Origin of the sequence: Streptomyces sp. WAC07094 (assembly GCF_036320405.1) — a bacterium.
Lineage (GTDB): Bacteria > Actinomycetota > Actinomycetes > Streptomycetales > Streptomycetaceae > Streptomyces > Streptomyces lannensis.
In genome coordinates this window covers 1,141,813-1,154,843 of sequence record NZ_JAVMJZ010000001.1, presented here as the reverse complement: position 1 = coordinate 1,154,843, position 13,031 = coordinate 1,141,813, and the positions used below count along the sequence as shown (strand labels likewise).

Sequence of the window (13,031 nt, the reverse complement as noted above, 5' to 3'; positions counted from 1 at the left end):
CCGCCGTCGTTCCCGCGGTCACCGCATGATGTTCACCGCGCGGGCCACGACCAGGCCCACGGTGACGATGGAGACGGCCGACTGCATGAGCATCAGCAGCTTCGCCCACCGTGACATGGGCATCGTGTCGGTCGGGCTGAACGCGGTCGCGTTGGTGTACGAGACGTAGAGGTAGTCGAAGAACGCCGGTTCCCAGTCCCGGCTGACCAGCTCCTGCACCTGCATCTGCGGGAAGAGGAAGTCGGGATGGGCGCGGTGGGCGTGCGCACGCGCGACGGGGCCACCACGGTCGAACTCCCAGTACCACAGGGCGAAGACCACGATGTTGGTGCCCCAGATGCCGGCCGCGACCAGGAGCAGTGAGCTCGCGGAACGCTCCTCGTGCCCGGTGAGCAGGACGGTGAGCAGCAGCACCAGTGACCAGGCGTTGGCCAGGCTGGCGATCGCCGCGAGCGCCAGGGACGCGCTGCGGAGCGGAACCGACTCGCGATTGATCCTGCCCGGATTGCTGAGCAGCAGCACCGCAAGGAAGACGCCCTCCACGGCGGGCAGCAGCCAGTGCGGGTGAAGGGTCAGCTTTCGGGGCTCCGCGAGTTGGGCGGCGATGATGAGCGCCAGAACCGCCGCGACCTGCCAGCGGTGCTCACCGTCGGTCGGCCGCCGCCACGCGGGGATCTTGGCCTTCTGCGGTGCATCAGTCATGCGGGTAAGTGTCGTACGGCCTTCGGGTGGCTCCTGCGCAGGGGAGCGGTGCGCGCGTCCGGATCACCGGGCTCCCCGAACGGGAGCCCGGCGGACGGTTCAGGACCGCGTCTCGGCGCGGTCGGTCGTGCCCCAGAGCGTGTGGAAGCTGCCCTCGCGGTCGACCCGCCGGTAGGTGTGCGCGCCGAAGTAGTCCCGCTGGCCCTGGGTGAGGGCGGCCGGCAGGCGTTCGGCGCGCAGGGAGTCGTAGTACGAGAGGGCGGCGGAGAACGCGGGCACCGGCACACCCCTGCGGGCCGCCGTGGCGATCACCTCGCGCCAGGGCACCTGGGCGTCCCCGATCTCGGCCGCGAACCCCGCGTCGGACAGCAGGCTGACCAGACCCGGATCGGCGGCGTAGGCGGCGCGGATGCGGTCGAGGAAGGCGGCGCGGATGATGCAGCCGCCGCGCCAGATCCTGGCGACCGCGCCGAGGTCGATCTCCCAGCCGTACTCCTCGGCGGCGTCCAGGATCATCTTCCAGCCCTGGTCGTAGGCGATCAGCTTCGAGGCGTAGAGGGCCTGTTCCACCTGTGCCGTGAAGCGCTCGGCCTCGTACGGGGTGAGGTCCCACTGCGTGCCGCCCGGCAGTCCGCGGTAGGCCCGGCGCAGCGCGGACTGGCCGGAGGCGGCGCGGGCGAATGTCGCCTGGGCGATGGCGGTGACGGGGGAGCCCAGGTCCAGTGCGGTCTGCACGGTCCAACGCCCGGTTCCCTTCTGCCCGGCGGCGTCGGCGACGACGTCCACGAACGGCTCGCCGGTCGAGGCGTCCACGTGGGCGAGCACCTCCGCCGTGATCTCGATCAGGTACGAGTCCAGGCGCCCCTTGTTCCACTCGCGGAAGATGCCGGCGATCTCGGCGGGGGAGTATCCCGCCACCTGGCGCAGCAGGTCGTAGGCCTCTCCGATCACCTGCATGTCCGCGTACTCGATGCCGTTGTGCACCATCTTCACGAAGTGCCCGGCGCCGTCGGTGCCGATGTGCGTCGTGCACGGCTCGCCGTCGACCTCGGCACTGATCTTCTCGAACATCGGTCCGAGCGAGGCATACGACTCCGGGGAGCCGCCGGGCATGATGCTCGGTCCGTGCAGGGCGCCCTCCTCGCCGCCGGAGACACCCGCGCCGACGAAGTGGATGCCCTGATCGCGCAGCGACCTCTCCCGGCGCCGCGTGTCGGAGAAGTGCGCGTTGCCACCGTCGATGATCATGTCGCCGGGCTCCAGGAGCGGCGCGAACTCCTCGATCACGGCATCGGTCGCGTCGCCCGCCTGCACCATGATCATCAGTCGGCGCGGACGCTCCAGCGCCGCCACGAACTCCTCGGCCGTCTCAGCGGCCACGAACGCGCCCTCGTGCCCGAACTCCTCGACCAGCGCCTTGGTTCGGGTCGGGGTGCGGTTGTGCACGGCCACGGTGTACCCGTTCCGCGCGAAGTTCCGGGCCAGGTTGCGGCCCATCACCGCGAGCCCGGTGACGCCGATCTGCGCGGTCGCCTGCATGCTGTGCTCCTTGGGTCCGGATCCACCGCCCCCGGGTGTCCCTCGGGTGCGGCGGACCTCGCTCGGTGCGGCTCGTACCGCCGTCGCGATCAGGTACGGACGGCGGGGCGGGAGTTGCTCACCGCGGGGAGCGGGATCTCGGCGCGCCGGCCAAGCGCGTGCCCGTGGCGTGCGCCCGACCGGGGGAGGCCGGCCTCGTCAGGCGCCGAGGACGTGGAGGGAGACCCAGAGCGCCGCCACCGCGCCCACCAGTGCGGTCGGCACGGCGATCGCCCCGAGCCGGGTGAACTCCCTGAGGTCGACGGCGTGCTCGTGCTGGTGGACGATGCGCCGCCACAGCAGTGTGGCCAGCGAGCCGGCGTAGGTGAGGTTGGGGCCGATGTTCACGCCGAGCAGGACGGCGAGGACCGCGCCCGGACCTGACGGGACGGCCAGCGGCAGCAGGACCAGGACCGCCGGCAGATTGTTGATCAGATTGGCCAGCACGGCGGCCAGGGCGGCGATGCCCAGCAGCGCGGGCAGGCCGGTCCCGTCGGGGAGCACCCGGCCGAGCGCGCCGGCGAGCCCGTTGTCGACCACCGCGCGCACCACCACACCGAGAGCCAGCACGAACGCGAGGAAGGAAGGCGCCGCCGCCCGCACCACCGTGAGGGGGGTGGCTTGGCGCCGGACGAGCGCACGCACGGCCAGGACCAGCGCCCCGGCCAGCGCCGACCACGCGGGGTCGATGCCGAAGACGGACGCGACCACGAACCCGGCGAGCGTGCAGGCCACGGTCAGCAGGGCGAACAGGGGGAGCGGGGGCGGCTCCTCCCGCACCGGGGCCCCGGCTCCGGCGCCCAGGTCCCGACGGAAGAACCTGCGGAAGACAACATACTCGGCGGTGACGGCCACCAGCCACGGCAGGGCCATCAGGGCGGCGAACCGTGTGAAGCTCAGCCCCGAGGCGCCGAACGCGAGCAGGTTGGTGAGATTGGAGACCGGCAGCAGCAGCGAAGCCGTGTTCGACAGATGGGTGCAGGCGTAGAGGTGGGGCTTGGGGCGGGCACCCATATGGGCCGCCGTGGCGAACACCACCGGGGTGAGCAGCACGACCGTGGCGTCCAGGCTGAGCACGGCGGTGATCACCGAGGCGAGGGTGAAGACCGCGGTCAGCAGCCGACCGGGCCGGCCTGCCGCCCAGCGTGCCATCCAGGCGCCGCACGCCCGGAACAGCCCTTCCACGTCGCAGAAGTGGGCCAGTACCAGCACCGCCGCCAGAAAGCCGACCACCGGCCCGAGTCGCTCGGCCTCGGCCCCCGCGTGGGCCGGGGAGATGGCGCCGGTCGCGATCGCGATGCCGGCCGCCGGAACCGCGACCACGGCTTCCGGCATCCCGAAGGGACGCACCACGGCGCCGGCCAGTACGGCGACGAGCAGAACGATGGAGAGGGCCTCGGCGAGCGGGGTGTTCAGAGTACGGTCCTTCCGGAACGGATTCGGCGGTGCCCTTCCATCACACCAGGTCGGACGGCATCGCTCGACGCGCAGCGCCCCGGATGACGGTGCGGTGTCGCCGTCACCCACCCGCCCGCAGTCGCCATCCGTGGTCCACCGGACCGATGCCGGCCCCCAGGGCGAAGCCCGCCGCGATGGCCTCGGTGACGTACTCCTTGGCCTGCCGAACGGCCTGCGGCACCGTCAGACCCTGTGCGAGCCCCACCGCGACCGCCGAGGCGAGGGTGCAGCCCGTGCCGTGGGTGTGCCGGTTGTCGTGGCGGGGGGCCCGCAGCCAGTGCTCCTCGCGGCCGTCGGTCAGCAGGTCGACGGCAGCACCGGGCAGATGCCCGCCCTTCACCAGCACCCATCGGGGCCCGTACGAGAGCAGCTCCGCGGACGCGCGGCGCATGCCCTCCTCGTCGGTCACCGCGATGCCGGTCAGCTCCGCGACCTCGTCCAGGTTCGGCGTGGTCACCGTCGCGCGCGGCAGCAGCCTGGTGCGCACCGCGTCCAGCGCGTCGTCGGCGAGCAGCCGGTCCCCGTGCTTGGAGACGCTCACCGGGTCCACCACGACCGGGACCCCCACGTCCGCGAGCAGTTCGGCCACCACGGTGACCAGGCGGGGCGAGGCGAGCATCCCGGTCTTCACCGCCTGGACGCCGATGTCGTCGACCACGCTGCGGTACTGGGCGCGCACCGCCGCCACCGGCAATTCCCAGGCGCCCTGCACCCCGACGGAGTTCTGCGCGGTGACCGCGGTGACCACGCTCATGCCGTGGGCGCCCAGGGCCAGCATGGTCTTGAGATCGGCCTGGATCCCGGCGCCGCCCCCGGAGTCGGAGCCGGCGATGGTCAGGACGCGCGGCGGCGCGGTCATGCGCGGCCCTCCTGTCGGACGCGCAGCGGGGCGTACACCGCGAGGGCCACCAGGAACGCCACGTAGTACGAGACGTCGGCGCCGTGCAGCGCACGGGCCACCGGACCCACGTACAGGCCCGTGTCCATGAAGGGCACCGCTGCGGCGAAGGCGCCGGCGAAGGCGAGCAGCGGCGGCCACACCGACCGCGGCCGGGCCGTCTCGGCGGCGAGATCGGCCACCGTGCCGCGCCGTACGAGCCAGTCGACGACCACGATCGCCACGAACCCGGGGATCCAGTAGCCGACGAACAGCAGCACGTTCTGGAAGCGGGCGGTGGTGTCGGCCGCGTGCATCCACAGCACCAGCGGGAATCCGAGAGCGGCGGCGAGGGCGGCCGCCACCGGGCGCGGTATGCGCAGTCCGATGGTCTGCAGCGCCAGTGAGCCGCTGTAGTCGTTCATGGCGTTGCTGCACAGGGCCGCCAGCGCCACCGCCAGCAGCCCGAACGCGCCCGGCGCGCCTCCGCCGAGCAGCCGGTCCACCCCGGCGGCCGTCTGGTCGGTGAGCGCCGAGGCGCCCCACAGGCCGAGGAGCTGCACGGCCAGGAAGGACACCACCAGACCGAGCAGTGTGTGCCAGAACATCCTGGTCCGGGACGTGGTGCTCGGCAGATAGCGGCTGAAGTCGCTGGCGTACGGGGCCCAGGACAAGGTCAGGCTCAAGGCGATCGTGCTGGTCAGTACGAACGCGCCCGCCCGGTCCGCGCCGTGTGCACTGCCCGTCAGAGCGGGGTGGACGTCGGCCGGCATCCGTACGGCGATCAGCGCGAAGGCGGCCGCGAGGACGAAGGTCATGACGATCTGGAGACGATGGATCGCCTCGTAACCGAGCACCCCGAGCGCGCCCTGCCCCAGCATCATGACCAGCACTCCCAGCCAGAACGGCCAGCCGCACAGGCGTGCGAGCGCGTCCCCGCCGAACAGGCCGATCAGTGCGTCCCAGGCGACCGAGGACAGCCATTGCAGGGCTCCGGGCAGCACCACCGCGCGTCCGAACGCGAGCCGGGCGAGCGGGAGCTGGCCCGCGCCGGTGCGGCTTCCCCAGGTGCCGAGGTAGGCCGTGGGGACGGCACCCAGCACCGTGCCCAGCACCACGGCGACGAGCGCCGTGCCGAAGTCGAGGCCGAGCGTGATGCCGATGGTGCCCGTGAAGACACCGGTCATGGTCAGATTGGGGGCGAACCACACCGTGAACAGCCGGCCCGCGCCGCCGTAGCGATTGCTCTCGGGGACCGGTTCGATGCCGTGTCCCTCGACCCTGAGATCCCCGGGAGCGGTGGGCATCCGTCCGTCGAAGACGGTCCGTCGGCCGTCGGCGGGCAGCCCGCCGGAGACATGCGCCAATGGCATGAAAGACATCCCTCCGCCAGTACGAACTGGTTCAGGTTCAACGGGTGTGATCTCAGCCCGCGAATGGGGCACCCCGTGTCCGGTACGGCGGCAAGACTAACCCGAGCCGCCGGATGTGCCATACACAAGGGCCGCCACCGGATGCGGTGGCGGCCTGTCGGAGCCTTGCGGCGTAGCGCCGCCCGTGCGGGCCGGTCCCTCCGGCCCGAGTGGCTCGTGCGGCGTGCCCGGGACGGACCGGGCCGCCTTCCTGGCGAGCGCGGCACCCGTCAACGCCCGGCCCGCGGTGCCGGATTCGGTGTCCGCGACGGGCTGCACCGGCGTTCCCGGACCGCTGTCCCGTGGGCACGGCCGCCTTCACCGCGACGATCGCCGACCCCTCCGGCGGTCCTGCGCGAGCGTCACCTTCTCCACCACCTCGCGCATGACCCGGATGTCGTCGTCGGTGAGGTCCATGCGCCGCTTCTGCAGGATGGCGACGACGCGGGGGCCGCTGGGGCCGTCCGCTCTGCCGGGGGATCCCGTGTCCTCGTCGGCGTCCTGGACCCGCAGCCAGGCCGCGAGTTCCTGGGACGTCATGTTCACCACCTCCTGGAACTCGTCCCACAGCGCGTCCGTCTCCAGGGCGTCGGCCATCGTGAACTCCCCTCTCGCCCTCGCGGGCCACCCTCCGCTCCGTACGTGCTCGTGTCCGTACGTGCGCCCGTCCGCTCAGTCCTCCCGCGGCCAGTTCTCCGCCTCGAACATCCAGCGCTGCTTCTCCAGTTCTGCGGTGAGCCCGATCAGCAGGTCCTGGGTGACGGGGTCCGGTTCCGCGGTCGCGTCGATCCGGTTGCGCAGACGCCCGATCGCCGTCCCGAGCGACTCGACCATCAACCGGACGACGTCGGTGTCGCGCAGCCAACCCTCCTTCGCGCCCGGGAGGCCGTAGGCGGAGCCGATGGTCTCCGGCCTGCCGTCCGGGGGGACGCCGAGCGCGGCCGCGCGTTCGGCCACGGTGTCCGAGTAGGAGCGTGCCGTGGCCACCACCTCGTCGAGTTGGAGGTGGATCGATCGGAACCTCGGTCCGACGATGTTCCAGTGGGCCTGCTTCGCCATGAGGGAGAGCCCGACCAGGTCGACCAGGGTTTCCTGCAGGGCTTCCCCGGTGATGGCACGTGCGGACTCGGGAAGGGCGCTGTGCACCACGGTCATCGTGCGCTTCTCCTTGTCATGCGTCGCTTTCTGGACCGGAGCAGTGCGGCGCGTTCCCGCTCGTCGGTGCCTCCCCAGACGCCCGCCGTCTGCCCGGTGTCCAGTGCCCACTCGAGGCAGTCGGCGGCGACCGGACAGCGTCGGCACACACGCTTCGCGGCGGCGGCCTCCACCAGAGCCGGTCCCGTCGTGCCGACCGGGAAGAACAAATCGGGGTCCTCCTCCACACATGCCGCGTGTCGCAACCACTCCATGGGCGCCCGGGTGCCCGAGAGGCAGGGGGTGAAACCCGGTGGGCGGCGGGCGATCCGGGGATACCGAGGAGGTGGTTCTTCCCAGTGGCGGCCCGGCGTTCTATAGTCAAAAACTAGCAGTGCTAATTACTCGTCGAGGGTGCTCAGGAGTTCCGTCGTGCGTACCGTCCACTTCGCGGCAGCCCGCCGCACTCCCATCGGCAGACTGCGTGGCGCTCTGTCGTCCGTGCGGCCCGACGACCTCGCGGCGACCGTGATCCGCGGTCTGATGGCCGACGTGCCCGCCCTGGACCCGGCGCGCATCGACGACGTCTACTGGGGCGCCGCCAACCAGGCGGGCGAGGACAACCGCAACGTGGCCCGCATGGCCGCCCTCCTCGCCGGACTGCCCGAGTCCGTGCCGGGCGCGACGGTCAACCGGCTGTGCGCCTCCGGCCTGGAGGCGGTCACCACGGCCGCCCGCACCGTCGCCGCCGGTGAGGCCGACATCGTGCTCGCGGGCGGCTCGGAGTCCATGAGCCGCGCCCCGTTCGTGCTGCCCCGCCCCGACGAGGCCCTGCCCCACCGCATGGAGACCGTGGACACCCGCCTCGGCTGGCGGCTGGTCAACCCGGCGATGAAGGACCTCCACGGTCTGCTGTCCATGGGCGAGACCGCCGAAGAGGTCGCCGAGCGGTACGGCATCACCCGCGAGCGCCAGGACGACTTCGCCCTGCGCAGCCACCGGCGGGCCGCCGACGCCCGCAAGAACGGATACTTCGACGCCGAGCTGCATCCCGTCACCAGGGCGGACGGTGTCACCGTCACGGCCGACGAAGGTGTGCGCGAGGACACGTCATACGAGAAACTCGCCCGTCTCAAGCCGGTGTTCCGCGAGGGCGGCACCGTCACGGCGGGCAACGCCTCGCCCATGAACGACGGTGCGGCCGCGCTCCTCCTGGTCAGCGAGGAGGCTTTGAACGAGCTCGGCCTGCAGTCCCTCGGACGCTATGTCGCGGGGGCCTCGGCGGGTGTCCACCCGGACGTCATGGGCATCGGCCCCGTCCCGGCGACCGAGAAGGCGCTCGCACGCGTCGGCTGGACGATCGGCGACATCCAGGAGGCCGAGTTCAACGAGGCGTTCGCCGCCCAGGCCCTCGCGTGCGTGGACCGCCTCGGGATCGATCCGGACCTGGTCAACCCCACCGGCGGCGCCATCGCCCTCGGCCACCCGCTCGGCTGCTCGGGCGCCCGCATCCTGACCACCCTGCTGCACCGCATGCGGCGCACCGGTGCCGGCCGCGGCCTCGCCACCATGTGCGTGGGCGTCGGCCAGGGCAGCACGGTGCTCGTCGAGCGCGCTTAGGACCTGTCGTCCGGATCATGCCGGCATCCGGACGACGGGCCCCGAGCAGCCGAGGAGGAGGGCGGTCGCCGAAACCGCCCGGCCGGCGTCAGGAGCTCGTGAGAACGACGAGCTGCTGGGTCGCCCGGGTCATCGCGACATAGCGGTCGACCGCCCCCTCGACACCCGTCCCGAAGGCCTCCGGGTCGACGAGGACGACCAGGTCGAACTCGAGCCCCTTCGACAACTCCGGGGTCAGCGACCGCACGCGGGGTGTCGCCCGGAACGTGGGATCGCCGATGACACAGGCGACCCCGTCGGCATGCCCGTCGAGCCAGCCGGCGAGGATCGAGTCCCGGTCCGCGACGCGGCCGTGGACGACGGGAACTCCGGTGCTGCGGACGGACGTCGGCACATTGGCGTCCGGGAGCACGGCCCGTACGGCCGGCTCGGCCTCCGCCATGACCTCCTTCGGCGTACGGTAGTTGATGGTCAGGGACGCCACATCGATCCGGCCGAGCCCGATCCGCTCGAGCCGCTCACGCCAGGACTCGGTGAACCCGTGCCGTGCCTGGGCTCGGTCCCCGACGATGGTGAAGCTCCGGGAAGGGCAGCGCAGCAGCAGCATCTGCCACTCCGCGTCGGTCAGTTCCTGGGCCTCGTCCACGACGATGTGCGCGAACGGGCCGGCCAGCGGTTCCTGCGCGGTGCCGGGCAGTGCGGCCTCGTCGATCAGACTGCCCTGCAGATCCCGTCCGCGCAGCATCGTCACCGCTCCCTCGCCGTCCTCGTCGGCCGCGAGCACGTTGTCGATGACCGCGGCCATGCGCTCGCGTTCGGCGGCGACGGACGCCCTGTGCCGGCGCCTGCGTCTCGACGACTCCGGGTCGCCGAGGCGCTGCCGGGCGGCGTCCAGAAGCGGCAGGTCCGACACCGTCCAGGCCTGGGGGTCCGTGCGCTGCAGCCTGCGGACGTCGTCGGGGTTCAGCCAGGGAGCGCACAACCGCAGATAGGCGGGTACCGACCACAGGTCCCCCACGAGGTCGGCGGCTTCGAGCAGCGGCCAGGCGCGGTTGAGTGTCCCGACCAGCTCCTCGTCACGTTGCAGCGCCCTTCGGAACAGATCGGGCGAGATGTCGTCGTCGTGCTTGTCCCTGAGTGTCGTGAGCAGGGCCTCCCAGATCTGGTCGCGCGCCTCGTTGTGCGGGGTACCGGGGTCGGGTGCCTCGAACGCCTCGGCCCAGTCGTCCGCACTGAGCCGGACGTCGGCCCAGGGAGTGGTCACCGTCATCGCGGCGGTGGGCGGCGACTCGTAGAACCGCACGGCCGTCCCGACGGCCTTCACCATGCTCGCGGACGACTTCAGCCGGGCGACGGCCGGGTCGGTCTCGAACGCCGCTCCGGCACCCTCCGCGACCAGGTCCCGCAGGGTGCAGGTCCGCACCCCGTCCTCTCCGAGGCTCGGCAGGACGTCGGAGACGTAGGCCAGGTACGGCTGGTGCGGGCCGACGAACAGCACGCCGCCCCGACGGTGGTCGATGCGGGGGTCGGAGTAGAGGAGGTAGGCGGAGCGGTGCAGTGCGACCACGGTCTTTCCCGTGCCGGGACCGCCGTCGACGACGAGGGCGCCGGGGGAGGCCGCCCGGATGACGGCGTCCTGGTCGGCCTGGATGGTGGCGAGCACGTCCCGCATCCGGTCCGAGCGGCTGCCGCCCAGCTCGGCGATGAACGCGGACTGGTCGTCCAGAGCGGCGCGCCGCTCCAGTCCGTCGGCGGTGAACACCTCGTCCCAGTAGTCGCTGATCCGTCCGCGGGTCCAGCGATATCTGCGGCGGCTCAACAGACCCATCGGATGGGCGTGGGTCGCCGCGAAGAACGGCTCGGCCGCAGGCGAGCGCCAGTCGATCAGCAGGCGGCGCCCCGTGCTGTCCGTCAGGCCCATTCGCCCGATGTACAGGGGCTCGGGACTGTCCGCGTCCACCATGTGGCCGAGGCACAGATCCAGGCCGAAGCGGCGCAGGGCGCGCAGACGGGCGGTCAGCCGGTGGACCTCCGCGTCCCGGTCCATCGCCTGCCGCCCGATGCCACCGGGCGACTTGAGTGCGGCGTCGAGGCGGTCGGACAGTTCGGCGATCGTCTGCTCCAGAGTGTCGGCGATCGCCGCGAAGTGCCGCTCGTCATCGGCGATCAGCAACGGGTCGGCCTTGGCGGAGAGGTTGTCGGGCAGGTCGAACGCGCTGGTGGTCAGGAAGTTCATGTCAGCAGCTCCGATCCGGGTTCGCGTCCGCCGAGTCCGGCGCCGCACACACGTGCGGCCCCGCGTCGAGCGCCCGCGACGGCAGTACGCGGCATCCCACCGGCACAACGTCACGGCACGCCCCATGATCCGACAAAAGCAAATGCACTTCGTGAATCTCCCATTTCCGCAAGTTCCGGCGTCGGTGTGCGATTGTGCGGCACGGACCGGGCCTTGCCGCAAGCCCCCCGGTGCGCTATACGTTGAGAGTGGCGAGGGGTGCGTGCCCATATCCGCACCGATCCGCCCCGGTGGACGGCAGACCCTCGCGAGGCGCCAACGGACCCCGGGCATGCGGGAACGCAGGGCCCGGATCATCGAGGCGCGGATCACCAGGCGAGACACCCCTGACGCGGCGAGATGCATGGGCATAGCATCGGTCACCGCATGAACACGATGACGCTCTGGGACATATCCCCGTGGGGGTTCGCCGCGCTGGCCTTCGCCACGCTGCTCGTCGGCTTCTCCAAGACCGCCGTGAGCGGCGCCAACACCGTCAGCCTGGCCGTCTTCGCCGCCGTCCTGCCCGCCCGCGCCTCCACCGGCGTGCTGCTGCCGGTCCTGATCGTCGGCGACGTCCTCGCCGTCCTGACCTATCGTCGGCACGCCCACTGGCCCACCCTGTGGCGGCTGTTCCCTGCGGTCGCCGCGGGCGTCGTGCTCGGCACGCTGTTCCTGGTGTGGGCCGACGACGCGGTCGTACGGACGTCGATCGGTGCGATCCTGCTGCTGATGGCGGCGGTGACCGTGTGGCGGCGCCGCCGCGCCGACCAGGACGTGGAACCGGACTCGGTGACCACACGGGCCGGCCGTGCCAAGGCACGTTCCTACGGCGTCCTCGGGGGCTTCACCACGATGGTGGCGAACGCGGGCGGCCCGGTGATGTCGATGTATCTCCTTTCCGCCGGATTCCGCAAGCTCGGCTTCCTCGGCACCTCGGCCTTCTTCTTCCTGATCGTCAACGTCTCCAAGGTGCCCTTCAGCGCGGGTCTCGGGCTGATCGACGGCCGCTCACTGCTGCTGGACGCGGCGCTCGCGCTGTTCGTGGTGCCGGGGGCGTTCCTCGGGAAATGGGCGGTCAACCGGATCAATCAGCGGCTGTTCGAACAGCTGGTGATCGCGGCGACGGTCGTGGGCGGCCTCCAGTTGCTGCTGCGCTGAGCTCGCGTCACACCGGTGTCCGCCCGACTACCGGAGCAGGGCGGGCAGGTCGGCGAAGGAGTCGAGGACGTGGTCGGGCGCACCGCTCGCCGCCCGGTGCGTCTCGGGCAGATACTTGCCGGTCCTGACCAGGGCCCCGGTGATCCCGGCTCGCTGGGCCGCGAGCACGTCGGACTCGATGTCGTCGCCGATCATGAGCGCCTGATCCGCGCCGACCCCGAGATGGGCGAGAGCCGCCTCGAAGAACGCGGGCGACGGCTTGCCGGTGACGACGGCCTCGGTGTGTGCGGCCTTCTCCAGCCCCAGCAGGAACGCCCCCGAGTCGAGTTGCAGACCCTGGTCGGTGCGCCAGTACAGGTTGCGGTGCATGGCGACCAGCCGCGCGCCTCTTTGCAGGTGGCCGAAGGCGCGGTTGAGCGCCGGGTAGTCGAACTCCGGGCCGGCACCTCCGAGAATCACGGCGTCCGGGACCGCGTCCGCGTCGTCGACGAAGCGGACGCCGGTGAGATCCTCGCGGATGTCGCCGCTGTTGAGCAGCGAGCACCGTGCGCCCGGCAGACGGTCCGCGAGATACGCGGCCGTGACGGCGGGCGCGGTCAGGATGTCCTCGGCCGCCACGGGAAAGCCTGCCGCGGAGAGGGTCCCGGCGATCGATGCGCGGGTGCGGGAGGTCGTGTTGGTGAGCAGGGCGACGGCGAGACCGGAGTCACGGATCTCGTGCAGGGCGTCGACCGTGCCGGGCAGGGGCTGCCAGGAGACGGTGAGGACCCCGTCGATGTCGATGAGGACGGCACGCACTGAATCCATGGCAGGA

General features: G+C 71.7%; 12 protein-coding genes and 1 riboswitch. Of the genes, 2 read left to right on the top strand and 10 right to left on the bottom strand.

What is annotated here, in order from left to right; all coding sequences use genetic code 11:
- Positions 1–18 precede the first annotated feature (18 nt).
- The 8 genes from RCR19_RS05170 to RCR19_RS05135 all read right to left on the bottom strand — a co-directional run bounded on the left by RCR19_RS05170 (position 19) and on the right by RCR19_RS05135 (position 7,436).
- Positions 19–702 (bottom strand): hypothetical protein, encoded by a 684-nt coding sequence (locus tag RCR19_RS05170; RefSeq protein ID WP_331263998.1) that lies wholly within the window; start codon positions 700–702, stop codon positions 19–21.
- Between the two features lie 99 nt (positions 703–801).
- Positions 802–2,241 (bottom strand): NADP-dependent phosphogluconate dehydrogenase, encoded by a 1,440-nt coding sequence (gndA, locus tag RCR19_RS05165; protein WP_331263997.1) that lies wholly within the window; start codon positions 2,239–2,241, stop codon positions 802–804.
- 198 nt (positions 2,242–2,439) lie between these two features.
- On the bottom strand, positions 2,440–3,696 hold the full coding sequence (locus RCR19_RS05160; RefSeq protein WP_331269350.1) for an arsenic transporter: 1,257 nt from the start codon (positions 3,694–3,696) through the stop codon (positions 2,440–2,442).
- Between the two features lie 103 nt (positions 3,697–3,799).
- Positions 3,800–4,597 carry a bifunctional hydroxymethylpyrimidine kinase/phosphomethylpyrimidine kinase gene (thiD, locus tag RCR19_RS05155; protein WP_331263996.1) on the bottom strand — a complete coding sequence of 266 codons (798 nt, stop codon included), beginning with the start codon at positions 4,595–4,597 and terminating at the stop codon, positions 3,800–3,802.
- Positions 4,594–5,988: a cytosine permease gene (locus tag RCR19_RS05150; RefSeq protein ID WP_331263995.1), complete on the bottom strand. Its 1,395-nt coding sequence runs from the start codon at positions 5,986–5,988 to the stop codon at positions 4,594–4,596. The genes thiD and RCR19_RS05150 overlap by 4 nt, the downstream gene beginning before the upstream one ends.
- Positions 5,980–6,074, bottom strand: a riboswitch (TPP riboswitch). Its footprint overlaps the gene before it by 9 nt.
- A gap of 271 nt (positions 6,075–6,345) precedes the next feature.
- On the bottom strand, positions 6,346–6,624 hold the full coding sequence (locus RCR19_RS05145) for a DUF3140 domain-containing protein (protein WP_331263994.1): 279 nt from the start codon (positions 6,622–6,624) through the stop codon (positions 6,346–6,348).
- A 75-nt stretch (positions 6,625–6,699) separates the two neighbouring features.
- The gene (locus tag RCR19_RS05140; RefSeq protein ID WP_331263993.1) at positions 6,700–7,182 is read right to left on the bottom strand and encodes a DNA starvation/stationary phase protection protein; all 483 of its coding nucleotides are present in this window, start codon (positions 7,180–7,182) and stop codon (positions 6,700–6,702) included.
- Positions 7,179–7,436 (bottom strand): WhiB family transcriptional regulator, encoded by a 258-nt coding sequence (locus RCR19_RS05135; RefSeq protein ID WP_059127566.1) that lies wholly within the window; start codon positions 7,434–7,436, stop codon positions 7,179–7,181. The genes RCR19_RS05140 and RCR19_RS05135 overlap by 4 nt, the downstream gene beginning before the upstream one ends.
- A gap of 157 nt (positions 7,437–7,593) precedes the next feature.
- On the opposite strand from RCR19_RS05135, the gene RCR19_RS05130 reads away from it, so the two are divergent.
- Positions 7,594–8,781, top strand: a complete 1,188-nt coding sequence (locus RCR19_RS05130; protein WP_331263992.1) for a thiolase family protein — start codon at positions 7,594–7,596, stop codon at positions 8,779–8,781.
- An 88-nt stretch (positions 8,782–8,869) separates the two neighbouring features.
- On the opposite strand, the gene helR is transcribed toward RCR19_RS05130, so the two are convergent.
- Positions 8,870–11,017, bottom strand: coding sequence for an RNA polymerase recycling motor ATPase HelR (gene helR, locus RCR19_RS05125; protein WP_331263991.1), 2,148 nt, complete (start codon positions 11,015–11,017; stop codon positions 8,870–8,872).
- Between the two features lie 426 nt (positions 11,018–11,443).
- Between helR and RCR19_RS05120 the strand changes: the two genes are divergently transcribed.
- The gene (locus RCR19_RS05120) at positions 11,444–12,217 is read left to right on the top strand and encodes a sulfite exporter TauE/SafE family protein (RefSeq protein ID WP_331263990.1); all 774 of its coding nucleotides are present in this window, start codon (positions 11,444–11,446) and stop codon (positions 12,215–12,217) included.
- Positions 12,218–12,244: 27 nt separating this feature from the next.
- Here RCR19_RS05120 and RCR19_RS05115 read toward each other — a convergent pair whose 3' ends face one another.
- Complete coding sequence (locus tag RCR19_RS05115; protein ID WP_331263989.1) at positions 12,245–13,024, bottom strand: HAD-IIA family hydrolase; 780 nt, start codon at positions 13,022–13,024, stop codon at positions 12,245–12,247.
- Positions 13,025–13,031 lie beyond the last annotated feature (7 nt).

Bases quoted from the DNA above. Each gene is read 5' to 3' on its own strand.
- thiD (WP_331263996.1), bottom strand. From the start codon at position 4,597: ATGACCGCGCCGCCGCGCGTCCTGACCATCGCCGGCTCCGACTCCGGG.
- RCR19_RS05115 (WP_331263989.1), bottom strand. From the start codon at position 13,024: ATGGATTCAGTGCGTGCCGTCCTCATCGACATCGACGGGGTCCTCACC.
- RCR19_RS05145 (WP_331263994.1), bottom strand. From the start codon at position 6,624: ATGGCCGACGCCCTGGAGACGGACGCGCTGTGGGACGAGTTCCAGGAG.
- gndA (WP_331263997.1), bottom strand. From the start codon at position 2,241: ATGCAGGCGACCGCGCAGATCGGCGTCACCGGGCTCGCGGTGATGGGC.
- RCR19_RS05150 (WP_331263995.1), bottom strand. From the start codon at position 5,988: ATGCCATTGGCGCATGTCTCCGGCGGGCTGCCCGCCGACGGCCGACGG.
- RCR19_RS05135 (WP_059127566.1), bottom strand. From the start codon at position 7,436: ATGGAGTGGTTGCGACACGCGGCATGTGTGGAGGAGGACCCCGATTTG.
- RCR19_RS05170 (WP_331263998.1), bottom strand. From the start codon at position 702: ATGACTGATGCACCGCAGAAGGCCAAGATCCCCGCGTGGCGGCGGCCG.
- RCR19_RS05140 (WP_331263993.1), bottom strand. From the start codon at position 7,182: ATGACCGTGGTGCACAGCGCCCTTCCCGAGTCCGCACGTGCCATCACC.
- RCR19_RS05120 (WP_331263990.1), top strand. From the start codon at position 11,444: ATGAACACGATGACGCTCTGGGACATATCCCCGTGGGGGTTCGCCGCG.
- helR (WP_331263991.1), bottom strand. From the start codon at position 11,017: ATGAACTTCCTGACCACCAGCGCGTTCGACCTGCCCGACAACCTCTCC.